21 protein-coding genes are annotated in these 21881 nt (G+C 69.1%); 13 read left to right on the top strand and 8 right to left on the bottom strand.

The window, feature by feature from the left end; translation table 11 throughout:
* Nucleotides 1-16: 16 nt before the first annotated feature.
* The 7 genes from ACY0MJ_RS08000 to ACY0MJ_RS08030 all read left to right on the top strand — a co-directional run bounded on the left by ACY0MJ_RS08000 (nucleotide 17) and on the right by ACY0MJ_RS08030 (nucleotide 6476).
* On the top strand, nucleotides 17-334 hold the full coding sequence (locus ACY0MJ_RS08000) for a winged helix-turn-helix transcriptional regulator (RefSeq protein ID WP_462637834.1): 318 nt from the start codon (nucleotides 17-19) through the stop codon (nucleotides 332-334).
* On the top strand, nucleotides 334-1500 hold the full coding sequence (locus tag ACY0MJ_RS08005; RefSeq protein ID WP_462637835.1) for a fumarylacetoacetate hydrolase family protein: 1167 nt from the start codon (nucleotides 334-336) through the stop codon (nucleotides 1498-1500). Before ACY0MJ_RS08000 ends, ACY0MJ_RS08005 begins: the two co-directional genes overlap by 1 nt.
* 20 nt (nucleotides 1501-1520) lie before the next feature.
* Complete coding sequence (locus ACY0MJ_RS08010; RefSeq protein WP_462637836.1) at nucleotides 1521-1871, top strand: FKBP-type peptidyl-prolyl cis-trans isomerase; 351 nt, start codon at nucleotides 1521-1523, stop codon at nucleotides 1869-1871.
* 192 nt (nucleotides 1872-2063) lie between these two features.
* The gene (gene grpE, locus ACY0MJ_RS08015) at nucleotides 2064-2606 is read left to right on the top strand and encodes a nucleotide exchange factor GrpE (protein ID WP_462637837.1); all 543 of its coding nucleotides are present in this window, start codon (nucleotides 2064-2066) and stop codon (nucleotides 2604-2606) included.
* 108 nt (nucleotides 2607-2714) lie between these two features.
* Nucleotides 2715-4655: a molecular chaperone DnaK gene (gene dnaK, locus ACY0MJ_RS08020; protein WP_462637838.1), complete on the top strand. Its 1941-nt coding sequence runs from the start codon at nucleotides 2715-2717 to the stop codon at nucleotides 4653-4655.
* Nucleotides 4656-4712: 57 nt separating this feature from the next.
* Nucleotides 4713-5852 carry a molecular chaperone DnaJ gene (gene dnaJ / locus ACY0MJ_RS08025; protein WP_462637839.1) on the top strand — a complete coding sequence of 380 codons (1140 nt, stop codon included), beginning with the start codon at nucleotides 4713-4715 and terminating at the stop codon, nucleotides 5850-5852.
* 75 nt (nucleotides 5853-5927) lie between these two features.
* Entirely contained in the window at nucleotides 5928-6476 is a 549-nt protein-coding gene (locus ACY0MJ_RS08030; protein ID WP_462637840.1) for a hypothetical protein, read from the top strand.
* A 46-nt stretch (nucleotides 6477-6522) separates the two neighbouring features.
* Here ACY0MJ_RS08030 and ACY0MJ_RS08035 read toward each other — a convergent pair whose 3' ends face one another.
* A complete protein-coding gene (locus ACY0MJ_RS08035) occupies nucleotides 6523-7635 on the bottom strand; it encodes a PA0069 family radical SAM protein (protein ID WP_462637841.1) in 1113 nt (370 codons plus the stop codon).
* Nucleotides 7636-7713: 78 nt separating this feature from the next.
* On the opposite strand from ACY0MJ_RS08035, the gene ACY0MJ_RS08040 reads away from it, so the two are divergent.
* Nucleotides 7714-9102 (top strand): cytochrome ubiquinol oxidase subunit I, encoded by a 1389-nt coding sequence (locus ACY0MJ_RS08040; RefSeq protein WP_462637843.1) that lies wholly within the window; start codon nucleotides 7714-7716, stop codon nucleotides 9100-9102.
* A gap of 10 nt (nucleotides 9103-9112) precedes the next feature.
* Complete coding sequence (locus tag ACY0MJ_RS08045; RefSeq protein ID WP_462637844.1) at nucleotides 9113-10126, top strand: cytochrome d ubiquinol oxidase subunit II; 1014 nt, start codon at nucleotides 9113-9115, stop codon at nucleotides 10124-10126.
* Here ACY0MJ_RS08045 and ACY0MJ_RS08050 read toward each other — a convergent pair.
* From ACY0MJ_RS08050 to ACY0MJ_RS08065, 4 genes are read right to left on the bottom strand one after another with little or no spacing between them, the layout of a single operon-like run.
* The gene (locus ACY0MJ_RS08050; protein WP_462637845.1) at nucleotides 10104-11084 is read right to left on the bottom strand and encodes an NAD(P)H-dependent flavin oxidoreductase; all 981 of its coding nucleotides are present in this window, start codon (nucleotides 11082-11084) and stop codon (nucleotides 10104-10106) included. The two genes, ACY0MJ_RS08045 and ACY0MJ_RS08050, sit on opposite strands and share 23 nt — an antisense overlap.
* Nucleotides 11084-12874: an acyl-CoA dehydrogenase gene (locus tag ACY0MJ_RS08055; protein WP_462637846.1), complete on the bottom strand. Its 1791-nt coding sequence runs from the start codon at nucleotides 12872-12874 to the stop codon at nucleotides 11084-11086. Before ACY0MJ_RS08055 ends, ACY0MJ_RS08050 begins: the two co-directional genes overlap by 1 nt.
* A 2-nt stretch (nucleotides 12875-12876) precedes the next feature.
* Complete coding sequence (locus ACY0MJ_RS08060; protein WP_462637847.1) at nucleotides 12877-13809, bottom strand: electron transfer flavoprotein subunit alpha/FixB family protein; 933 nt, start codon at nucleotides 13807-13809, stop codon at nucleotides 12877-12879.
* Nucleotides 13810-14559 carry an electron transfer flavoprotein subunit beta/FixA family protein gene (locus tag ACY0MJ_RS08065; RefSeq protein ID WP_462637848.1) on the bottom strand — a complete coding sequence of 250 codons (750 nt, stop codon included), beginning with the start codon at nucleotides 14557-14559 and terminating at the stop codon, nucleotides 13810-13812. It abuts the gene before it with no gap.
* A gap of 246 nt (nucleotides 14560-14805) precedes the next feature.
* Here ACY0MJ_RS08065 and ACY0MJ_RS08070 point away from each other — a divergent pair, with 246 nt between their 5' ends.
* The 3 genes from ACY0MJ_RS08070 (at nucleotide 14806) to ACY0MJ_RS08080 (ending at nucleotide 17696) form a co-directional block, all read left to right on the top strand.
* Nucleotides 14806-15822 carry a TRAP transporter substrate-binding protein gene (locus ACY0MJ_RS08070; RefSeq protein WP_462637849.1) on the top strand — a complete coding sequence of 339 codons (1017 nt, stop codon included), beginning with the start codon at nucleotides 14806-14808 and terminating at the stop codon, nucleotides 15820-15822.
* A gap of 96 nt (nucleotides 15823-15918) precedes the next feature.
* Nucleotides 15919-16407, top strand: coding sequence for a TRAP transporter small permease (locus ACY0MJ_RS08075; RefSeq protein WP_462637850.1), 489 nt, complete (start codon nucleotides 15919-15921; stop codon nucleotides 16405-16407).
* Complete coding sequence (locus ACY0MJ_RS08080) at nucleotides 16404-17696, top strand: TRAP transporter large permease (protein WP_462637851.1); 1293 nt, start codon at nucleotides 16404-16406, stop codon at nucleotides 17694-17696. Before ACY0MJ_RS08075 ends, ACY0MJ_RS08080 begins: the two co-directional genes overlap by 4 nt.
* A 142-nt stretch (nucleotides 17697-17838) precedes the next feature.
* Here ACY0MJ_RS08080 and ACY0MJ_RS08085 read toward each other — a convergent pair whose 3' ends face one another.
* The 3 genes from ACY0MJ_RS08085 to ACY0MJ_RS08095 are packed head-to-tail and all read right to left on the bottom strand — an operon-like array spanning nucleotide 17839 to nucleotide 20862.
* Entirely contained in the window at nucleotides 17839-19086 is a 1248-nt protein-coding gene (locus ACY0MJ_RS08085) for a mechanosensitive ion channel family protein (protein ID WP_462637852.1), read from the bottom strand.
* On the bottom strand, nucleotides 19083-19868 hold the full coding sequence (locus ACY0MJ_RS08090; RefSeq protein WP_462637853.1) for an enoyl-CoA hydratase: 786 nt from the start codon (nucleotides 19866-19868) through the stop codon (nucleotides 19083-19085). Before ACY0MJ_RS08090 ends, ACY0MJ_RS08085 begins: the two co-directional genes overlap by 4 nt.
* A gap of 40 nt (nucleotides 19869-19908) precedes the next feature.
* Complete coding sequence (locus ACY0MJ_RS08095) at nucleotides 19909-20862, bottom strand: histone deacetylase family protein (protein ID WP_462637854.1); 954 nt, start codon at nucleotides 20860-20862, stop codon at nucleotides 19909-19911.
* Between the two features lie 44 nt (nucleotides 20863-20906).
* Between ACY0MJ_RS08095 and ACY0MJ_RS08100 the strand changes: the two genes are divergently transcribed.
* The gene (locus tag ACY0MJ_RS08100; RefSeq protein ID WP_462637855.1) at nucleotides 20907-21827 is read left to right on the top strand and encodes an AAA family ATPase; all 921 of its coding nucleotides are present in this window, start codon (nucleotides 20907-20909) and stop codon (nucleotides 21825-21827) included.
* The last annotated feature ends 54 nt before the right edge of the window (nucleotides 21828-21881 follow it).

A 21881-nucleotide genomic window follows, 5' to 3' on the forward strand; every position in this document is an offset into this window, starting at 1 on the left:
CAGGAGTGCCGCGCGAATGAGTACCAGGGAGAATGCCGCCATCCACCAGCTGCTCGCGCTGCTGGAGGCGCGGTATGCCGTGCGGGTGCTCTGGGCCCTGCGCGACGGCCACCCGCAGACCTTCCGCCTGCTGCAGGACAGCGTGGGCGGCATCACGCCCAACACGCTGAACACGCGCATCAAGGAATTGCGCGAGGCCGGGCTGATGCAGCACAACGGCGAAGGCTACAGTGTCACCGCGAGCGGCGCCGACCTGCTGAAACGGCTGGCCGACCTGCAGCCCTTCGCCGCCAGGTGGGCGGCGGCCCAAGCGAAGAAGAAACAGGCCGGCTGATGCGATCCTTCCTCCAGGCGACGCTGCCCGCCGATGCGCAGCAGGCGACCCTCGTCGGTCGCGTGTGGATGCCCTCCCAGGGTGCCGTGCTGGTGCGCGTCGACCCGGACGGCATCCACGATCTCTCCGAACTCGCGCCGACCAGCAGCGCGCTGATGGAACTGCCCGACCCGGCCGCGGCCGTGCGGGCGCACCGCGGCCGGCGGCTCGCCGCGACCGCCGAGGTGCTGGCCAACAGCAGCGCCGACGCGCGCGTGGACGAGACGCCCTGGCTGCTCGCGCCCTGCGACCTGCAGGCCATCAAGGCCTCGGGCGTGACCTTCGTCGCCTCGATGCTCGAGCGCGTGATCGAGGAGCAGGCGCGCGGCAACCCGGCGCTGGCCGAGGCCGTGCGCAAGGAAGTGGTCGCCGTGATCGGCGAGGACCTCTCCAAGGTGCGTCCCGGCTCGCCGGAGGCGGCGCAACTGAAGCAGGTGCTGCTGGCGAAGAACCTGTGGTCGCAGTACCTGGAGGTCGGCATCGGCCCCGACGCGGAGATCTTCACGAAGGCGCAGCCCATGAGCGCGGTGGGCACCGGCGCCGAGATCGGCATCCACCCGAAGAGCGCGTGGAACAACCCCGAGCCCGAGATCGTGCTGGTGGTCAACAGCCGCGGCGAGACCGTGGGCGCGACGCTCGGCAACGACGTCAACCTGCGCGACTTCGAGGGCCGCAGCGCCCTGCTGCTCGGCAAGGCCAAGGACAACAACGCCAGCTGCGCCATCGGCCCCTTCGTCCGCCTGTTCGACGCGCACTTCGGCATCGCCGACGTGCGCCGCGCCGAACTCGCGATGAAGGTCGTGGGGCCGGAGGGCTTCACCATGGACGGCGCGAGCAGCCTGTCGATGATCAGCCGCGACCCGCTGGAACTGGTCGAGCACGCGATCGGCCCCAACCACCAGTACCCGGACGGGCTGGTGCTCTTCCTGGGCACCATGTTCGCGCCGACGCAGGACCGCTTCGGCCCGGGCCAGGGCTTCACGCACGCCGTGGGCGACCTCGTGGCCATCTCCACCCCGGGGCTCGGTACACTCGTGAACCGCGTCAACACCAGCGACCGCATCGAGCCCTGGCGTTACGGCGCGCTCGCGCTGATGCGCGACCTGGCCCGCCGCGGCCTCCTCTGAACCCTCCAGCGAGAACACACATGATCACCACTCCCAGCGGCCTGCAATACGAAGACGAACTGGTGGGCAGCGGCCCCGAGGCGAAGTCCGGCCAGGACGTGCGCGTGCACTACACGGGCTGGCTCTGGAACAACGGCGTGCAGGGCGCGAAGTTCGATTCCAGCCGCGACCGCAACGACCCCTTCTCGTTCTCGCTGGGCGCCGGCATGGTGATCCGTGGCTGGGACGAAGGCGTGGCCGGCATGAAGGTGGGCGGCAAGCGCACGCTGCTGATCCCGCCGCAACTGGGCTACGGCGCCCGCGGCGCGGGCGGGGTGATCCCGCCGAACGCCACGTTGAAGTTCGACGTCGAGCTGCTCGAAACGCGGTGATTCGTCGGCGGTGGGGTTCGCTGTGCTCACCGCCACCCTACGGGGGTCCTGTTGCCGGCAGTTCGTAGGGTGGCGGTGAGCGCAGCGAACCCCACCGCAACCCGGTATTTTTCAAGCCCCCGGCTTGAAAACCCCCTCCCCGCCCCAAGCTCCAGCGCGTCCCCCAGAGAACACGAAGCCCCCCTATTGCCCATGTCCAACGAAGTGCCCACCGACAGCGACCAGCCGCAGGAGACCGCTCCCGTCCAGGACGCCGCCGCGAACGACACCGGCGAGCAGGACTGGCAGGCCCAGGTCGCCAGCCTCAGTGCGAAGAACGCCGAGCTGGCCGACCAGTACCTGCGTTCCCAGGCCGAGATCCAGAACGTGCGCCGCCGCTCCGAGGAGGAGCTGGCGAAGGCCCGCAAGTACGCCGTGGAAGGCTTCGCGGAAAGCCTGCTGCCGGTCTGCGACAGCCTCGAGGCCGGCCTGGCCCACGCTGACCAGACGGCGGAGCAGATCCGCGCCGGCGCCGAGGCCACCCTGCGCCAGCTGAAGCAGGCCCTGGAGCGCAACAAGGTCGTCGAGATCAACCCGGCCGCCGGCGAGCGTTTCGATCCGCACCAGCACCAGGCGATCTCCGTGGTGCCCGCCGAGCAGGAGCCCAACACCGTCGTGACGGTGCTGCAAAAGGGCTACTCCATCGCCGACCGCATCCTGCGCCCGGCCCTCGTGACGGTGTCCGCCCCGCGCTGAGGCGCGGAAGCGCGGCCTTGAATCGATGGAACTTATCCACAACTGACGCACAGACGGTTCACAGCCTTTCGAGGGCGGAACGAGACAGAGACAGACAAGGAGAGAGATATGGCAAAGATCATCGGCATCGACCTGGGCACGACCAACTCGTGCGTTGCCATCATGGAAGGCAACAACGTCAAGGTCATCGAGAACTCCGAGGGCGCGCGCACCACGCCTTCGATCGTCGCGTACCAGGAAGACGGCGAGATCCTGGTGGGCGCTTCGGCCAAGCGCCAGGCGGTCACCAACCCCAAGCACACCTTCTACGCGGTGAAGCGCCTGATCGGCCGCAAGTTCACCGAGAAGGAAGTGCAGAAGGACATCGACCTGATGCCCTACAAGATCGTCGCGGCCGACAACGGCGACGCCTGGGTCGAGGAGCGCGGCCGCAAGCTGGCGCCGCCGCAGATCTCCGCCGAGGTGCTGCGCAAGATGAAGAAGACCGCCGAGGACTACCTGGGCGAAGAGGTCACCGAGGCCGTGATCACGGTGCCCGCGTACTTCAACGACTCGCAGCGCCAGGCCACCAAGGACGCCGGCCGCATCGCGGGCCTGGACGTCAAGCGGATCATCAACGAGCCTACCGCCGCAGCCCTGGCCTTCGGCCTGGACAAGCACGGCAAGGGCGACCGCAAGATCGCCGTCTATGACCTGGGCGGCGGCACCTTCGACATCTCGATCATCGAGATCGCCGACGTCGAGGGCGAGAAGCAGTTCGAGGTGCTCTCCACCAACGGCGACACCTTCCTGGGCGGCGAGGACTTCGACCAGCGCGTGATCGACTACATCATCGGCGAGTTCAAGAAGGAACAGGGCGTGGACCTGTCCAAGGACGTGCTCGCCCTGCAGCGCCTGAAGGAAGCCGCCGAGAAGGCGAAGATCGAGCTGTCCAACAGCACGCAGACCGACATCAACCTGCCGTACATCACGGCGGACGCGTCCGGTCCCAAGCACCTGAACATCAAGCTGACGCGCGCCAAGCTCGAAGCGCTGGTCGACGAACTGATCGCCCGCACGATCGAGCCCTGCCGCACCGCGATCAAGGACGCCGGCGTGTCGGTCAACGACATCAACGACGTGATCCTGGTCGGCGGCATGTCGCGGATGCCCAAGGTGCAGGAGAAGGTCAAGGAGTTCTTCGGCAAGGAGCCGCGCAAGGACGTCAACCCCGACGAGGCCGTCGCCGTCGGCGCCGCCATCCAGGGGCAGGTGCTCTCGGGCGAGCGCAAGGACGTGCTGCTGCTGGACGTCACCCCGCTGTCGCTGGGCATCGAGACCCTGGGCGGCGTGATGACGAAGATGATCAAGAAGAACACCACGATCCCGACCAAGTTCGCGCAGACCTTCTCGACGGCCGACGACAACCAGCCGGCGGTGACGATCAAGGTCTACCAGGGCGAGCGGGACATGGCGTCCGGCAACAAGCTGCTGGGCGAGTTCAACCTCGAAGGCATCCCGCCGGCGCCGCGCGGCCTGCCGCAGATCGAGGTCACCTTCGACATCGACGCCAACGGCATCCTGCACGTGTCCGCCAAGGACAAGGGCACGGGCAAGGAGAACAAGATCACCATCAAGGCGAACTCGGGCCTGACCGAAGGCGAGATCGAGAAGATGGTGAAGGACGCCGAGCAGAACGCCGCCGAGGACAAGAAGAAGCTGGAGCTGGTGCAGGCCCGCAACCAGGGCGAGGCGATGGTGCACAGCGTGCGCAAGAGCCTGGCGGAGTACGGCGACAAGATCGACGCGTCCGAGAAGTCGAAGATCGAGGCCGCCGCGAAGGAGCTGGAAGAGACGCTCAAGTCCGAGGACAAGGAGCAGATCGAGGCCAAGACCAACGCGCTGATGGCCGCCAGCCAGAAGCTGGGCGAGCAGATGTACAAGGCCCAGGAAGCCGCCGGCGGCGCCGGCGCCGCGCCGGGCGCGGAAGCCCAGGCGGGTGCTTCGTCCGGACCGGCGAACGACGACAACGTCGTGGACGCGGAAGTCAAGGAAGTCAAGAAGGGCTAAGGGATAGCCGGGGGACCAGGGGCCACGACGGCCCCTGGTCCCTTTTCAAAAGAACACATGGCCACGAAACGCGATTACTACGAAGTCCTGGGCGTTCCCAAGAACGCGTCCGAGGAGGAGATCAAGAAGGCTTATCGCAAGCTGGCGATGAAGTACCACCCTGACCGCAACCAGGGGGACACGGCCAAGGACGCCGAGGCGCGGTTCAAGGAGGCCAAGGAAGCCTACGAGATGCTCTCGGACCCGGAGAAGCGCGGGGCCTACGACCAGTTCGGCCATGCGGGCGTCGACCCGAACATGCGCGGAGGCCCGGGCGCGGAAGGCTTCGGCGGCTTCGCGGAGGCCTTCGGCGACATCTTCGGCGACATCTTCGGCCAGGCGCGCGGCGGCGGCCGCGGCGGCCGGCAGGTCTATCGCGGCAGCGACCTGTCGTACGCGATGGAGATCAGCCTGGAGGATGCGGCCAAGGGCAAGGATGCGCAGATCCGCATCCCGTCCTGGGACGAATGCGAGACCTGCCACGGCAGCGGCGCCAAGCCGGGCACGCAGGCCAAGACCTGCTCCACCTGCCATGGCGCCGGCGTCGTGCAGATGCGCCAGGGCTTCTTCAGCGTGCAGCAGACGTGTCCGCACTGCCGCGGCACGGGCAAGATCATTCCGGAGCCCTGCCAGACCTGCCACGGCCAGGGCAAGGTGAAGCGCCAGAAGACGCTGGAAGTGCGCATCCCCGCCGGCATCGACGACGGCATGCGCATCCGCAGCGCCGGCAACGGCGAGCCGGGCACCAACGGCGGCCCGCCCGGCGACCTGTTCATCGAGATCCGGCTCAAGAAGCACCCCATCTTCGAGCGCGACGGCGACGACCTGCACTGCGTGGTGCCGGTCAGCATCGCGCGCGCCGCCCTCGGCGGCGAGATCGAGGTGCCCACGCTGGACGGCAAGGCGGCCATCGACATCCCCGAGGGCACGCAGGCCGGCAAGCAGTTCCGCCTGCGCGGCAAGGGCATCAAGGGCGTGCGATCCAGCTACCCCGGCGACCTGTACTGCCACATCGCCGTGGAAACGCCGGTGAAGCTCACCGAGCACCAGCGCAAGCTGCTGAAGGAGCTGGACGACTCGCTGAAGAAGGGCGGTCCCCGCCATTCGCCGAACGAGGAATCCTGGGCCGACAAGCTGAAAGGCTTCTTCTCGGCCTGACCCGGGTGTGGTGGGCGGGGAACACTGCCCCGCCCCGCGCTAGGCCCCGGCCAGCGCCAGCGCGACAATCCCGACATGGCCCTGCGGCTGTTCCGGACCACCGGTTACTCGACCCTGCTCATGCCGGGCGAAGCCCGGGTGCGCCCGCATCCGGCGCGGCTGGTGGTCCTGGCCAGCCTGTGGCTCGCGCTGGCCTGCAACGTGGGCTTGTGGCGCCTGCTCACCGGCGCCAGCAGCGACGTGCGCGGCGCCCTGGCCTCCATCCTGGTCATCGCCGGCGCGAGCGGCCTGGTCTTCAGCCTGCTCGGCTGGCGGCGCACGCTCAAGCCGGTCATCACGCTGGCGCTGATCGGCGCCGGCCTGTTCGCGGCCGGCCTCTGGAGCCAGCAGCTGCCCGTGGAGACGCTGTGGCAGGGGCCGCCCCGCACCTGGATGCCGGCCTGGACCAGCTTCATGCGCTGGCAGCCGCTGGTGCTGGTCGCGGTGCTCGCGGTCGTGCCCATCGTCGCCGTGTGGAACATGCAGGTGCGCCGGCTGACGGGGCCGGCGCAGCTGAGGGCGAACCTGTGGGGCGCCTTTCTCGCGGCGCTGGTGTTCGGTGCGGGCTTGCTGCTGCTCGCCTGAGCCCTCACCCCGGCCTCTCCCGCGAGCGGGAGAGGGATCAAGCCAGCTAGAACAAGGCGCCCTGGCCGGCCGCGCCCGGCGGGCGGAACAGGTCGGTGCGGAAGTGCAGCCGCTTGCCGTTGAAGCCCAGGCGCCTCGCGGTCTTGTCGAAGCGCTGCTTGAGCAGCACGGCCCAGGTCCCCGAGCCCTTCATGCGCGTGGCGAAGTCACTGTCGTAGTCCTTGCCGCCGCGCATCTCCTGGATGCGGTGCATCACGCGCTGCGCCCGCTGCGGATAGTGCAGTTCCAGCCACTGCCGGAACAGCGGCGCCACCTCCCAGGGCAGGCGCAGCACGTGGTAGAAGGCCTCGCGCGCGCCGGCGTCCCAGGCGGCTTCCAGCACCTGCTCCATGTCGTCGTTCAGGAAGGGGATCTGCGGCGCCAGGCTCACGCCGCAGGGCACGCCGTGCTCGGCCAGCGTGCGCAGGATGCGCAGGCGCCGGTGCGGCGCCGCGGCGCGCGGCTCCAGCCGGCGCGCGAGCTCGGCGTCCAGCGTGGTGATGGTCACGTAGACGGCGGCCAGCCCCTGCTGCGCCATCGGCGCGATCAGGTCGAGGTCGCGTTCCACCCCGCTCGACTTGGTGACCAGCGCGAAGGGATGGCGCGCTTCCTGCAGCACCTCGATGATCCCGCGCGTCAGGCGCAGCTCGCGCTCCACCGGCTGGTAGCAGTCGGTGGCGGTGCCGATGGCGATCATGGCCGGCTCGTAGGCCTTCCGGCCCAATTCCGTGCGCAGCAGCTCCACCGCGTTGCGCTTCGCGATGATCTTGGTCTCGAAGTCCAGCCCGGGCGAGAGGTTCAGGTAGCTGTGGGTCGGCCGGGCGTAGCAGTAGATGCAGCCGTGCTCGCAGCCGCGATAGGGGTTGATGGAGCGGTCGAAATGGATGTCAGGCGAGTCGTTGCGGGCGATGACGCTGCGGGCGGTCTCCCAGATCACCTCGGTCTGCGGGATCGCGGCGGCTTCCTCCTCGCTGCGCTCCCAGCCGTCGTCGAAGTCCTCGCGGGCGTCGCGCTCGAAGCGGTGCGCCAGCCGCGTCGCGCTGCCCCGGCCCTTGATGGCCTCCAGGGGGATGCGCTGCTCGGCCACCCGGGTGTCCGTGCTGCGGTCGATACTGTCCATCCATCCAGTATCGCGCAATTCCGGCCGGGGCGGTAGACGGCCACCCCGAAATCCCGCGATCCGCCCAGAATCGCGGCCATGGACACCTTGATGCTGTCGCGCATCCAGTTCGCCGCGAACATCGGCTTCCACATCCTCTTCCCGACGATCAACATCGCGCTGTCGTGGTTCCTGCTGTACTTCCGCTTCCGGCACGACCGGGTGCGGGGCACGCAGCAGGCGCAGGAGTGGGAAGAGGCGTACTACCTGTGGACCAAGATCTTCGCCCTGACCTTCGCCGTGGGCGTGGTCACGGGCGTGTCCATGCACTTCCAGTTCGGCACCAACTGGCCGGGCTACATGGAGCACGTGGGCAACATCGCCGGGCCGCTGCTGGGCTACGAGGTGCTCACCGCCTTCTTCCTGGAGGCGACCTTCCTGGGGATCATGCTGTTCGGCCGCTCGCGCGTGTCCGACCGCGTGCACCTGTTCGCGACGCTGATGGTCGCCACCGGCACCACGGTCTCGGCCTTCTGGATCCTGAGCCTCAACTCCTGGATGCAGACGCCGGTGGGCTACACGGTCGTGGACGGCGTCTACCACGCGCAGGACTGGATCGCGATCCTGTTCAATCCCTCCTTCCCCTACCGGCTGGCGCACAAGCTGCTGGCTTCCGCCGTCACCACGTCCTTCCTGATCGCGGGCCTGTCGGCGTGGCAGCTGCTGCGCGGCACGGCCAACGGCGGCACGCACAAGGCGCTGCGCGCGGGCATCCTCACGGCGGCGGTCGCGGTGCCCCTGCAGATCTTCGCCGGCGACCTGCACGGCCTCAACACGCTGGAGCACCAGCCGGCCAAGATCGCCGCGATCGAGGGCATCTGGCACACGGAGAAGAGCGCGCCGCTCACGCTGTTCGGCTGGCCGAACGAGAAGGAGAAGCGCACCGACTACGCCGTGCAGGTGCCCAAGCTCGCGAGCCTGATCCTGGCGCACGACTGGAACGCGGAGCTCAAGGGCCTGGACGAATTCCCCGACGCGCACCCGCCGGTCGCGCCCGTGTTCTGGGCCTTCCGCATCATGGTCGGCATGGGGCTGCTGATGCTGGCCGTCGCCTGGTGGTCGGCGTGGACGCTGCATGGCCGGCGCCGCGCGGGCGCGCACGACGGCACGCCCTGGCCGCGGCGCCACCTGCAGGTGCTGATGCTCATGACATTCTCCGGCTGGGTGGCCACCATCGCCGGCTGGTGCGTCACCGAGATCGGCCGCCAGCCCTTCCTGGTGTACGGCCTGCTGCGCACCTCGGAGCTGGTGGGCGACCACGCGCCGGGGCTGGTGCTGTCCACGCTGGTCGCCTACATCGCGCTCTACGTCTTCCTGCTGATCGCCTACGTCGGCGTGCTGATGTACATGTCGCAGCACCCGGCCATGCCCACGCAGGACGCGCCGCACCTGCCCAAGCCGGGCGAGCCGGTCGGCGGGCCGGCCTGAGGAAGGACCGATGGAACTGGACTGGACCCGCCTGCTGCCGCTCGTGTTCATGGCCATCATGGGCCTGGCGCTGCTCGCCTACGTGGTGCTCGACGGCTACGACCTCGGCGTCGGCCTGCTGCTGCCGCTGGCCGACGAGGCGCAGAAGGACGTGATGGTCTCCAGCGTGGGGCCGTTCTGGGACGCCAACGAGACCTGGCTGGTGCTGGGCATCGGCGTGCTGCTGATCGCCTTTCCCTATGCGCACGGCGTGGTGCTGTCGGCGCTGTACCTGCCGGTGGCGGTGATGCTGGTCGGCCTGGTGCTGCGCGGCGTGTCCTTCGACTTCCGCGTGAAGGCGCGGGACGTGCACAAGACGATGTGGAACTGGCTGTTCTCCGCCGGCTCGCTGATGGCGGCCGCCGCGCAGGGCTGGATGCTGGGGAGCTATCTCACCGGCTTCGACCGCGGCGCCTGGCCGCAGCTGTTCGCGCTGGGGATCGCCGTGACGCTGCCGACCGGCTACGCGCTGCTGGGCGCGGGCTGGTTGATCATGAAGACCGAGGGCGAGCTGCAGTCCCGCGCCGTGCGCTGGGCGCGCTGGGTGCTGTGGCCCATGGGGCTGGCGCTGGTCGGCATTTCGCTCGCGACGCCGATGGTGAGCCCGAACGTGTTCGAGCGCTGGTTCGCGCTGCCGCAGCTGATCGGCCTGCTGCCGATCCCGGTGGCCTGCGCGGCCGCCTTCTTCGCGATCTTCCACGTCGCCACGCACGAGAACGTCGTGCGCGCCGGCTACGGCTGGGTGGTGTTCGCGGCGACGGTGCTGATCTTCGTGCTGTCCTTCCTGGGACTGGCCTACAGCATCTACCCCTACATCGTGATCGACCGCATGACCGTGTGGCAGGCGGCCGCCGCGCACGACTCGCTGGTGGTGATCTTCGTCGGCCTGGCCGTGACGCTGCCGGCCATCATCGCCTACACGGTCTTCATGTACCGCGTGTTCTGGGGCAAGGCCTCGGCGCTCAGCTACGGACCGGGCTCGTGAGCCCCAGGCGCTCGCGCGCCTCGTCGTATTCGCGCTGCAGCCGCGCGACGAGGTCGGCGGTGCGCACCACGCCCTTCACGGCGCCGATGCCCTGGCCCGAACCCCAGATGTCCTTCCAGGCCTTCCTGGCACCGTCCCCCCCGAAGCTCATCTTGCTGGGATCGCTTTCCGGCAGGTTGTCCGGGTCGAGGCCCGCCGCGCGGATGCTCGCCTTCAGGTAGTTGCCGTGCACGCCGGTGAACAGGTTCGAGTAGACGATGTCGTCGGAACTGCCCTCGACGATCGCCTGCTTGTAGCCCTCGCTGGCGCGCGCCTCCTCGGTGGCGATGAAGGCCGAGCCGACGTAGGCGAAGTCCGCGCCCAGCGCCTGCGCCGCGAGCACGGCGCCGCCGTTGGCGATGGCGCCCGACAGCGCGATCGGCCCGTCGAACCACTCGCGGATCTCCTGCACCAGGGCGAACGGGCTCTTGATGCCCGCATGGCCGCCGGCCCCGGCCGCCACGGCGATCAGGCCGTCGGCGCCCTTCTCGACCGCCTTGCGCGCGAAGGTGTTGTTGATGATGTCGTGCAGCACGATGCCGCCGTAGGAGTGGATCGCCTCGTTGACGTCGGGCCGCGCGCCCAGCGAGGTGATGACGATCGGCACCTTGCGGCGCACGACCACTTCCATGTCGTGCTCCAGCCGGTCGTTGCTCTTGTGCACGATCTGGTTGATCGCGTAGGGCGCGGCCGGCCGGTCGGGGTGGGCGCGGTCGTGCGCCGCGAGCGTTTCCTCGATCTCGTGCAGCCACTCGTCCAGCTGCGCCGCGGGTCGCGCGTTCAGCGCCGGCATGGAGCCGACGACGCCGGCCTTGCACTGCTCGATCACCAGCTTCGGGTTGCTGACGATGAACATCGGCGAGGCGATCACCGGGAAGCGCAGCTGCGCGAGCACCGGGGGCAGCTTCGAAGCGCGCATCAGAACGCCTCCAGCGCCAGCGCCGTGACGCTGTCGGCGCCCTCGACGATGCTGTCGCGCACGCCGGGCGCGCGCGCGAGGACGTGGTCCGCGTAGAAGCGGGCGGTGGCGATCTTCGCGCGCATGAATTCGGCGTCCTCGCCCTTCTTCAGCAGGTCTTCCGCCACGGCGAGCGAGCGCGCCAGCTGCCAGCCGGCCACCAGGTTGCCCGCCAGCAGCAGGTAGGGCACGGAGCCGGCGAACACGGCGTTCGGCGAGGCCTTGCCCTGCTGCACGATGAAGTCGACGACGTCGAGGAAGGCCTGGCGCGCGGCGCCCAGGCGCTTCGCGACGGCCCGGGCGTCGTCGCTGCCGCGCTCGGCCAGCTCGCGCTCCGTGCGCTCCACCTGGGCGGCGATCGCGCGCGCCACCTGGCCGCCGTCGCGCGCCGTCTTGCGGCCCACGAGGTCGTTGGCCTGGATCGCCGTCGTGCCTTCGTAGATGGTGAGGATGCGGGCGTCGCGGTAGTACTGCGCCGCGCCGGTCTCCTCGATGAAGCCCATGCCGCCGTGCACCTGCACGCCCAGCGAGGTGACCTCCACGCTCATCTCGGTGCTGCAGCCCTTGACCAGCGGCACCAGGAATTCGTAGAAGGCCTGGTTCTCCTTGCGCGCCGAGGCGTCGGGATGGTGGTGCGCCGCGTCGTAGGCGGCGGCGGCGACCGTCGCCATCGCGCGGCAGCCCTCCGTCTGCGCGCGCATGGACATCAGCATGCGGCGCACGTCGGGGTGGTGGATGATGGCCGCGGGACCGGCGACGGAGCCGTCCACGGGGCGCGACTGCACGCGCTCGCGCGCGTACGCCACCGCCTTCTGGTAGGCCCGCTCGGCCACCGCGATGCCCTGCACGCCCACGGCGTAGCGCGCGGCGTTCATCATGATGAACATGTACTCGAGGCCCCGGTTCTCCTCGCCCACGAGGTAGCCGGTCGCGCCTCCCCGGTCGCCGTACTGCAGCACCGCCGTCGGCGAGGCCTTGATGCCCAGCTTGTGCTCGATGCTCACGCACTGCACGTCGTTGCGCGCGCCGCGCGTGCCGTCGGCGTCGACCAGGAACTTGGGCACGACGAACAGGCTGATGCCCTTCACGCCCTCGGGCGCGCCGGGGATGCGCGCGAGCACCAGGTGGACGATGTTGTCCGCCATGTCGTGCTCGCCGTAGGTGATGAAGATCTTGGTGCCGAAGACCTTGTAGCTGCCGTCCGGCTGCGGCTCGGCGCGGCTGCGCACCAGCGCGAGGTCGCTGCCGGCCTGCGGCTCGGTCAGGTTCATGGTGCCGGTCCACTCGCCGGTGACCAGCTTCTCCAGGTAGACCGACTTCAGCTGGTCCGAGCCCGCCGTCAGCAGCGCCTCGATGGCGCCGTCGGTGAGCAGCGGGCACAGCGCGAAGCTCAAGTTGGCGGAGTTGAGCATCTCGCCGCAGGCGGCGCCGATGGTCTTGGGCAGGCCCTGGCCGCCGAACTCCACCGGGTGCTGCAGGCCCTGCCAGCCGCCCTGGGCGTACTGCGCGTACGCCTCCTTGAAGCCGGGCGTGGTCGCCACGCGCCCGTCCTGCCAGCTGGAGGGGTTGCGGTCGCCTTCGACGTTGAGCGGCGCCACCACCTGCTCGTTGAAGCGCGCGCATTCCTCCAGCACGGCCCGCGCCGTCTCGAGCCCGGCTTCCTCGAAGCCGGGCATCTGCGCGATGCGTTCGATGCCGGCGAGGTGCTCGATGTCGAACAGCATGTCCTTGACGGGAGCGCGGTAGGTCATGGCTACAGCGCCTTCACCAGTTCCGGCACGGCCTGGAACAGGTCCGCTTCCAGCCCGTAGTCTGCCACGCTGAAGATCGGCGCCTCGGGATCCTTGTTGATCGCGACGATCACCTTGGAATCCTTCATGCCGGCCAGGTGCTGGATGGCCCCGGAGATGCCCAGTGCGATGTACAGCTGCGGCGCGACGATCTTGCCGGTCTGTCCCACCTGCAGGTCGTTGGGCGCGTAGCCCGCGTCCACCGCGGCGCGCGAGGCGCCGATGGCGGCGCCCAGCTTGTCGGCCAGCGGCTCCAGGACTTCCTGGAACTTCTCGCTGGAGCCCAGCGCGCGGCCGCCCGAGACGATGATCTTGGCGGCGGTGAGCTCGGGGCGGTCGCTCGCGGCGATCTCCTGGCCCACGAAGCTGCTCTTGCCGCTGTCGCCCACCGCGCTCGCGCTCTCGACGGCGGCGCTGCCGCCCGTGGCGGCCGCCGGGTCGAAGGCGGTCGTGCGCACCGTGATCACCTTCACCGCGTCCGCGCTCTGCACGGTGGCGATGGCGTTGCCGGCGTAGATCGGCCGCTCGAAGGTGTCGGGGCTGTCGACCTTGGTGATGTCGGAGACCTGGGCGACGTCGAGCTTCGCGGCGACGCGCGGGGCGACGTTCTTGCCGCTGGCCGTGGCCGGGAACAGGATGTGGCTGTAGTTGCCGGCGATGGCCAGCACCTGGGCGGCCACGTTCTCGGCCAGGCCGTGCTCGAACTGCGCGCCGTCGGCGTGGATCACCTTGGCCACGCCGGCGACCTGCGCGGCGGCCTTGGCCGCTTCGCCGCTGTTCGCGCCGGCCACCAGCACGTGGACTTCACCACCGCAGGCCGCAGCGGCCGTCACGGTGTTCAGGGTCGCGGGCTTGATGCCCGCGTTGTCGTGTTCTGCAATGACGAGCGCTGCCACTTAGATCACCTTCGCTTCGGTCTTGAGTTTCTGCACCAGGGTCGCCACGTCGGGCACCTTCACGCCGGCACCGCGCTTGGGCGGCTCGGTGACCTTGAGGGTCTTCAGGCGCGGCTTGACGTCCACGCCCAGGTCCTCGGGCTTCACCGTGTCCAGCTGCTTCTTCTTGGCCTTCATGATGTTGGGCAGCGTCACGTAGCGCGGCTCGTTCAGGCGCAGGTCGGTCGTCACCACCGCCGGCAGCTTCACGGAGATGGTCTCCAGGCCGCCGTCGACTTCGCGCGTGACCCTGGCCTGGCCGTCGGCCACTTCGACCTTGCTCGCGAAGGTCGCCTGCGGCAGGTCGGCCAGCGCCGCCAGCATCTGGCCGGTCTGGTTGCAGTCGTCGTCGATCGCCTGCTTGCCCAGGATCACCAGCCCCGGCTGCTCCTTGTCCACCAGCGCCTTCAGCAGCTTGGCCACGGCCAGCGGCTGCAGTTCCTCGTCGGTCTGCACCAGGATCGCGCGGTCGGCGCCGATCGCCATCGCCGTGCGCAGGGTCTCCTGGCACTGCTGCACGCCGCAGGACACGGCGATCACCTCGGTGGCCACGCCCTTTTCCTTCAGGCGCACGGCCTCTTCCACCGCGATCTCGTCGAAGGGGTTCATGCTCATCTTGACGTTCGCGATGTCCACACCGCTCTGGTCCGACTTGACGCGGACCTTCACGTTGTAGTCCACCACCCGCTTCACCGGGACAAGGACCTTCATGCTGGGCACTCCTGGAGTTATCGAATTGACGTGTACGTAAACGGGAAATTCTATGCGGGGGCGCCGGGCCCCCTCGGGTTCGCCCGGGGTCGGGGCAAAAAAGAACGACCGTTCGCTTTTCGATTATAGGGTTCGCGAGGGACCGGCGCGGCGAAGTTCCCGCCGATTCATGCGGGTAACTCAGGACCGGCGCGTGGCTCAGCCGGTCGTACAGTCGGCGCACCGAAAAATCAGGAGTTCGTTGGCATGAAACACTCTCTCGCCTGGCTCGCCGCCACCACGCTGCTCTGCGCTGCCGCGCCCGTGCGCGCGGACACCGTCCTCACCACCTCCAGCTGGGTGCCGCCCACGCACGCCCTGACGCTCGCGCAGAAGGAGTGGTGCGACCTGGTCACGAAGAACAGCAAGGGCAAGATCCGCTGCAACCAGCTCCCGCGCGCCGTGGCCGGCCCCCCCGGCACCTTCGACGCCATCAAGAACGGCCTCGCCGACGTGTCCTTCACCGTGCACGGCTACACGCCCGGCCGCTTCGTGCTGACGCAGATGGCGGAATTCCCCTTCCTCGGCGACGCCGCCGAGCCGCTGTCCGTCGCCTTCAACAAGGTGGCGATGCAGCACCCCGAGTTCCTGAAGGAGCACGAGGGCGTGCACGTGCTGGCCTTCTTCACGCACGGCCCCGGCATCGTGTTCAACACCAAGCGCCCCGTGACCAAGCTGGAAGACCTGCAGGGCATGAAGTGGCGCGTGGGCGGCGGCATGGTCAACGAGATCTCCAAGGCGCTGGGCATGAACGTGACGCTCAAGCCCGCCCCCGAGTCCTACGAGCTGCTGTCCGGCGGCGTCATGGACGGCACGCTGTTCCCGTCCGAGTCGATCGAGTCCTTCAAGCTCGACAAGCTGATCAAGTACGCGACCACCTTCCCCGGCGGCCTGTACAACACCAGCTTCGTGTTCATGATGAACCCGGCCAAGTACAACAGCCTGAGCCCCGACGAGAAGAAGGTGATCGACGCCGCCTCGGGCGAGGTGGCCGCGCGCATCATCGGCCGCCACTGGGACAAGGTGGACCGCCGCGCCTTCGCGCTCATGCAGGCGAACAACGTGCAGGTGACCAAGGCCGATGCGAAGTTCGTCGCCGACGTCAAGGCCAGGACCGCCCCGCTGGAAGCGCGCTGGGAGAAGGAAGCCGAGGCCAAGGGCCTGAAGAACGCCGCCAAGGTGCTCGCCGACCTGCGCGCCGAGATCGCGAAGCAGTCGAAGTAAGTCCTTTTCGCCCTTCTGGTACAAAGGCGGCAACCGGGGAGGTCCCCGGGGTGCCGCTTTTGCCATGGGCACCCCTGAAGACAAGAAGGACCGAGATTGATCTACAAGCTGCTGGACCTGCTCTGCGGGCTCCTGTCCGGGATCGCGCTGTTCGCGATCATGACCCTGACCTTTTTCGACGTGCTGGGGCGCAAGCTGCTCTCGCACTCGATCACCGGCTCGCTGGAGGTCACCGAGCTGCTGATGGTGGTGGTGATCTTCGGCGCGCTGCCGCTGGTCTCGCGCCGCGGTGAGCACGTCGAGTTCGACTCGCTCGACCCCTACCTGCCCGCCTGGGTGCGCCGCGCGCAATCCGTGCTGGTGAACCTGCTGTGCGCGGTGATGCTGCTGGGCCTGGCCTGGCTGATGTGGCGCACCGGCGGCCAGTTCATGGAAACCGGCGAGACGACGGCGCAGCTCACCATCCTGAAGGCGCCCTTCATCTACGGCATGGCGGTGCTCTGCGGCATCACCGGGCTGGTGCACCTGGCGCTCGTGGGCAGGAAACCCGTCGAACGCGCCGAGGGCGAGGGGGTGGCGCTGTGACCGAAGCACTGATCGGATTCGCCGCCATCTTCGGCCTCGCGATCCTGCGGGTGCCGCTGGCCTTCGCCATGGGCCTGGTCGGCTTCGTGGGCATCGGCCTCACGCGCGGCTGGGTGCCGGCGCTCGCCAGCACCGCGCAGGTCGTGCACGAGACCGGCTTCGCCTACACGCTGTCAGTGATCCCGCTGTTCATCCTGATGGGCAACTTCGTCGCCCGCGCGGGCCTCGCCCACGAGCTGTTCCAGGCGGCCTACGCCTTCCTGGGCCACGTGCGCGGCGGCCTTGCGCACGCGACGGTGGCGGCCTGCGCCGGCTTCGGGGCCATCTGCGGCTCCTCGATCGCGACGGCGGCGACCATGAGCAAGGTGGCCTATCCGTCCATGCGCAAGCTGGGCTACAGCGACTCGCTCTCCACCGGCGCGATGGCCGCGGGCGGCACGCTGGGCATCATGATCCCGCCGTCCACCATCATGGTGATCTACGGGATCATCACCGAGACCAACATCGGCAAGCTGTTCGCCGCCGGCGTGATCCCGGGCGTGCTGAGCGCGGCCATGCTGATGCTCGCGATCGTGGTCGTCACCTCGCGCGACCCCGAACACGCGCCGCCGGGCGTGTTCACGCCCTGGCCGGAACGCTGGCGCGCCCTGCGCGGCATCTGGGGCGTGCTCGTGCTGGTGGTCGTGGTGCTGGGCGGCATCTACGGCGGCTTCTTCACGGCCACCGAGGGCGCCGGCTTCGGGGCCTTCGGCGCCTTCCTGTTCGCGCTGCTGCGCGGCCGGCTGTCCTGGCGCGTGCTGTACCAGGTGCTGGTGGAATCGGCGCGGACGACGGCCATGCTGTTCACGCTGCTGATCGCCGCGACGCTCTTCGCCAACTTCGTGAACTTCACGACCCTGCCGATGGACCTGAAGGACTGGATCACGCACCTGGGCCTGTCGCCCACGATGATCATCGTGGCGATGATGGCGATCTACGTGGTGCTGGGCACGGTGATGGAGGAACTGACGATGGTGCTGCTGACCATCCCGCTGTTCTTCCCCATCGTCACCTCGCTGGGCTTCGACCCGATCTGGTTCGGCGTGCTGATCGTGATGATCGTGCAGATCGGCCTGATCTCCCCGCCCGTGGGCATGAACCTCTTCGTGATCAACGCCCTGCTCCCGGGCGTCGGCCTCGCCAGGATCTTCCGCGGCTGCTGGCCCTTCGTGCTGGTGATGGTGGTCATGCTGGCGGTGCTGATCGCGTTCCCGCAGCTGAGTCTCTGGTTGCCGTCGTTGATGAAGTAGGCCGGATCGCGCAGAGGAGAACGCAGAGGGCGCAAAGGTTACGCAGAGAACGCAGAGAATTTCCTGATTCGTTTTTCCTCTGCGCCCTCTGCGAAACTTCTGCGTCCTCTGCGTTCTCCCTGGGCGCCCGCCGCAGCCTCGGTCAGCGCTGCTCCTCGCCGACGATCCGCACCACCCTCTGCGGATACGGAATGTCCACCCCCGCCTCCCGCAAGGCCTTCAGCACCCGCAGGTTCACGTCCGACTTGACGTTCAGCTGGCCGTTCTGCGGGTCGTCGATCCAGAACAGCAGGCGGTACTCCAGTCCGTCGGCCCCCAGCTTCACCAGGCGCGCCGAGGGTGGCGGGTCGGCCAGGACGCGCCGCGTGCCGAGCGCCGCGTCGGTCAGCAGGCGCTGCACCTGGTCGACGTCGCTCTCGTAGCCCACGGTCACGTCGGTGCCGATCACCATGCGCGGGTCGGCGATGGAGAGGTTCTCCACCCGCTCGGAGATCAGCTTCTCGTTCGGCACCACGGCCGCCCGGCCGTCGCCGGCGCGGATCAGCGTGTAGCGGGTCTTGATGTCCGCCACCACGCCCTCGAAGCCGTCCACCTTCACGGTGTCGCCGATGCGCAGGCTGCGCTCCGCCAGGATCACGAAGCCGCTGACGTAGTTGGCGGCCAGCTTCTGCAGGCCGAAGCCGATGCCCACGCCCAGCGCGCCGCCCAGCACCGACAGCGCCGTCAGGTCCACGCCGGCGGCCGAGAGCGCGAACAGGAAGCCGACGGTGAGCAGCACGGCGCGCACGGCGTTGCCCGCCACCTTGCGCAGGGACAGGTCGGTCACCGCGTCGCGCAGCACGTTGCGCTCCAGCGCCGCGGAGATCCACAGCACCAGCACCATCACCAGCCCGGAGGACAGCAGGCCCTGCACGATCGAGAGCAGGCTGATGCGCGTCTTGCCGAAGTTGAAGCGGATGGCCTCCATCTCCGCCAGCACCGGCGGCAACAGGCCCAGGATCCACAGCACCGCGCCGATGCCGACCAGCCACGACACGCCCTGCTCCAGCCGGCGGGCCGGCTTCCAGCGCGGGAACACGAGCGGCATCACGCGGGCCACCAGGCGGATCACGGCCACCGTGACCAGCACGGGCACGGCCAGGCGCAGCAGCGGCACGAGCTGCAGCCCGCCGAGCGCGACGCGCGCGGAATAGGTGAAGGCCAGCGCCAGCAGCGGGAACAGCACGCCGTCGACGAGGTGGCGGCCGAACAGCACCGAGTCCTCCGCCTTGCGCCGGCCCGTCAGCCAGCAGATACCGTAGGCGGCGGCCAAGCAGGCCAGGAGCGTGAACGCTTCCCAGCCGATGCCGCGGTGTCCCAGGTTGTCGAGGAGCTGTTCGAAGTCCCTCATTTCCCGGCGGCCGCCCAACCGGGTTTGCGCTTCTCGGTGAACGCGGTGACGCCTTCCAGCGCGCAGCCGTCCATCATGTTCGCGGCCATGGTCTGCGCGGCCAGCTGGTAGGCGGCGGCGATGCCCATCTCGCGCTGGCGGTAGAACAGCTCCTTGCCCATGGCGAGCGCGACGCGCGGCTTGGCGAGGATGCTCGCGAGCAGGCGCTCGATCTCCGCGTCGAGCTGCTCCGGCGCCACCGCGCGGTTCACCAGCGCGCGCTCCTGCGCCTCCTGCGCCGAGATGAACTCGCCGGTCACCAGCATCTCCATCGCCTGCTTGGGCGCCACGTTGCGCAGCAGCGGCACGCTGGGCGTGGAGCAGAACAGGCCGTAGTTGACGCCGCTCACCGCGAAGCGCGCCTCCGTGGACGCGACCGCCAGGTCGCACTGCGCGACCAGCTGGCAGCCGGCGGCGGTGGCGATGCCGTGCACGCGCGCGATCACCGGCACGGGCAGCGCCTGGATCGCCAGCATCATGCGGCTGCACTGCGCGAACAGCGCCTGGTAGTAGTCCAGCCGCGGCTCGGCGATCATCTCCTTCAGGTGGTGCCCGGCGCAGAACGCCTTGCCAGCGCCGGCCAGCACCACGGCGCGCAGCGATGCGTCGCCGGCCAGCCGGTCCAGCGCGGCCTGCAGGGCGGCCAGCATCTCCTCGCTCAGCGCGTTGAAGCTCGCCGGCCGGTTCATGGTCAGCGTGACCACGCCGCGGCCGTCGCGCGCCTCGATCAGCGGCTCCTCCATCTCGGCTCCTCTCCGTCTTCCCGTGTTCTTCGCGCGGCGCTCAGACGCCGGCCAGGGCGCGCACGTGCGCCTCGACGCTGCGTCCCAGCGCGTCGAGGTTGTACCCGCCTTCCAGGCAGGACACGATGCGGCCCTGCGCGTGGCGCTGCGCCACGTCCTTGAGCCGCTCGGTGATCCAGGTGTAGTCCGCCTCCACCAGCCCCAGCTGGCCGAGGTCGTCCTCGCGGTGGGCGTCGAAGCCGGCGCTCACGAAGAGCATCTCGGGCTTGAATTCCTCCAGCCGCGGCAGCCAGTGCTTCTCGATCAGCTCGCGGATCTGCGGGCCCTTGGTGTACGCGGGCACGGGCAGGTTGACCATGTTGTCCGCGTGCGCGCCGAAGCCGCTGTAGGGGTAGAACGGGTGCTGGAAGATGCCCACCATCAGCACGCGCTCGTCGCCCGAGAGGATGTCCTCGGTGCCGTTGCCGTGGTGCACGTCGAAATCGACCACCGCGACGCGCTTCAGGCCGTGGCGTTCCAGCGCGTAGCGCGCGGCGATCGCCACGTTGTTGAAGACGCAGAAGCCCATGGCGCGCTCGCGGCAGGCATGGTGGCCCGGCGGGCGCACGGCGCAGAAGGCGTTCTCCAGCTCGCCGGCCATGACGGCGTCGGTCGCGGCGATGGCGGCGCCGGCCGCGCGCAGCATCGCGTTCCAGCTGTGGCGGTTCATGGCCGTGTCGGGATCGATCTGCATCAGGTCGCGGCCGCCCGCTGCCTCCTGCGCCTCCAGCTCCTCGGCCAAGCCCAGGATGGAGGCGACGTGCATGCGGCTGTGCGCCAGCTCCAGCAGGTCGGGGCTGGCCAGCGGCGCCTCCCGCCGGTCCACGGCGTCGGCCAGGCGCGAGGCGATCATCCGGTCCTCGATCGCATCCAGCCGCTCCGGGCACTCGGGATGGCCGCGGCCCATGTCGTGCTTCCTGCAATCCGGATGCGTGAAATAGCCGGTCTTGTGCATCGCTCGCCTCGGACTCGCCGAAATTTCGGATAAGGTCGTGCTTCATGGAAGCACGACAAAAACTCAAAACGCTCCTCGACCAGCTTAACACGGTGATCGTCGGCAAGCCCGCGCAGGTCCGGGACTGCGTGGCCTGCCTGCTCGCGGGCGGGCACCTGCTGATCGAAGACGTCCCGGGGGTGGGCAAGACGACCCTGGCGCACGCGCTGGCGCGCGCCTTCGGCCTGCAGTTCTCCCGCGTGCAGTTCACCGCCGACCTGATGCCCAGCGACCTCTCCGGCGTCTCCGTGTGGGAGCGCGGGAAGGAGACCTTCGTCTTCCATCCGGGCCCCATCTTCGCCCAGGTGCTGCTGGCCGACGAGATCAACCGCGCCAGCCCCAAGACCCAGAGCGCGCTGCTGGAAGCCATGGAGGAAAAGCAGGTGACGGTGGAAGGCGAGACGCGGGCCCTGCCTTCGCCCTTCTTCGTGATCGCCACCCAGAACCCGCACGACCAGCTGGGCACCTTCGCCCTGCCCGAGTCGCAGCTGGACCGCTTCCTGATGCGGATCTCGCTGGGCTACCCGGACCGCGCCGCGGAGCGCGACCTCTTCGCCGGCGCGGACCGGCGCGAGATGGTGGAGCGGCTGGACAACACCTTGTCGCCGCTCGAGCTGCAGGCGCTGCAGCAGCAGGTGCTGCAGGTGCACGCGGCCGACCCGCTGCTCGATTACGTGCAGGACCTCGTGGCGGCCACCCGCTCCGGCCGCTGGTTCCTGCAAGGCCTGAGCCCCCGGGCCGGCATCGCCGTGATCCGCGCGGCCAAGGCCCAGGCCCTGTTGTCGGGCCGCGACTACGTCGCCCCCGACGACGTGCAGGCGATCCTGCCGCAGACCGTGGCGCACCGCCTGGTGCCGGTGGGCGACGCCGGTCGCGGGCCGGTGGAGCAGGTGCGGGCGATGGTCGAAGCGGTGCCGCTGCCCTGACAATGACGAAATGACCCCGCCTTCGGCTTCCATGACGCGCTTCGCGCATGAGAT

It is taken from the genome of Ramlibacter sp. bp-362 (genome assembly GCF_054956735.1).

Excerpts from the sequence above, each read along its gene's own strand:
- ACY0MJ_RS08070 (WP_462637849.1), top strand. The coding sequence starts at position 14,806 with ATGAAACACTCTCTCGCCTGGCTCGCCGCCACCACGCTGCTCTGCGCT.
- ACY0MJ_RS08095 (WP_462637854.1), bottom strand. The coding sequence starts at position 20,862 with ATGCACAAGACCGGCTATTTCACGCATCCGGATTGCAGGAAGCACGAC.
- ACY0MJ_RS08055 (WP_462637846.1), bottom strand. The coding sequence starts at position 12,874 with ATGACCTACCGCGCTCCCGTCAAGGACATGCTGTTCGACATCGAGCAC.
- ACY0MJ_RS08005 (WP_462637835.1), top strand. The coding sequence starts at position 334 with ATGCGATCCTTCCTCCAGGCGACGCTGCCCGCCGATGCGCAGCAGGCG.
- ACY0MJ_RS08010 (WP_462637836.1), top strand. The coding sequence starts at position 1,521 with ATGATCACCACTCCCAGCGGCCTGCAATACGAAGACGAACTGGTGGGC.
- ACY0MJ_RS08090 (WP_462637853.1), bottom strand. The coding sequence starts at position 19,868 with ATGGAGGAGCCGCTGATCGAGGCGCGCGACGGCCGCGGCGTGGTCACG.
- ACY0MJ_RS08030 (WP_462637840.1), top strand. The coding sequence starts at position 5,928 with ATGGCCCTGCGGCTGTTCCGGACCACCGGTTACTCGACCCTGCTCATG.
- ACY0MJ_RS08065 (WP_462637848.1), bottom strand. The coding sequence starts at position 14,559 with ATGAAGGTCCTTGTCCCGGTGAAGCGGGTGGTGGACTACAACGTGAAG.
- ACY0MJ_RS08035 (WP_462637841.1), bottom strand. The coding sequence starts at position 7,635 with ATGGACAGTATCGACCGCAGCACGGACACCCGGGTGGCCGAGCAGCGC.
- ACY0MJ_RS08100 (WP_462637855.1), top strand. The coding sequence starts at position 20,907 with ATGGAAGCACGACAAAAACTCAAAACGCTCCTCGACCAGCTTAACACG.
- ACY0MJ_RS08045 (WP_462637844.1), top strand. The coding sequence starts at position 9,113 with ATGGAACTGGACTGGACCCGCCTGCTGCCGCTCGTGTTCATGGCCATC.
- ACY0MJ_RS08000 (WP_462637834.1), top strand. The coding sequence starts at position 17 with ATGAGTACCAGGGAGAATGCCGCCATCCACCAGCTGCTCGCGCTGCTG.
- ACY0MJ_RS08085 (WP_462637852.1), bottom strand. The coding sequence starts at position 19,086 with ATGAGGGACTTCGAACAGCTCCTCGACAACCTGGGACACCGCGGCATC.
- ACY0MJ_RS08050 (WP_462637845.1), bottom strand. The coding sequence starts at position 11,084 with ATGCGCGCTTCGAAGCTGCCCCCGGTGCTCGCGCAGCTGCGCTTCCCG.
- grpE (WP_462637837.1), top strand. The coding sequence starts at position 2,064 with ATGTCCAACGAAGTGCCCACCGACAGCGACCAGCCGCAGGAGACCGCT.
- dnaJ (WP_462637839.1), top strand. The coding sequence starts at position 4,713 with ATGGCCACGAAACGCGATTACTACGAAGTCCTGGGCGTTCCCAAGAAC.
- ACY0MJ_RS08040 (WP_462637843.1), top strand. The coding sequence starts at position 7,714 with ATGGACACCTTGATGCTGTCGCGCATCCAGTTCGCCGCGAACATCGGC.
- dnaK (WP_462637838.1), top strand. The coding sequence starts at position 2,715 with ATGGCAAAGATCATCGGCATCGACCTGGGCACGACCAACTCGTGCGTT.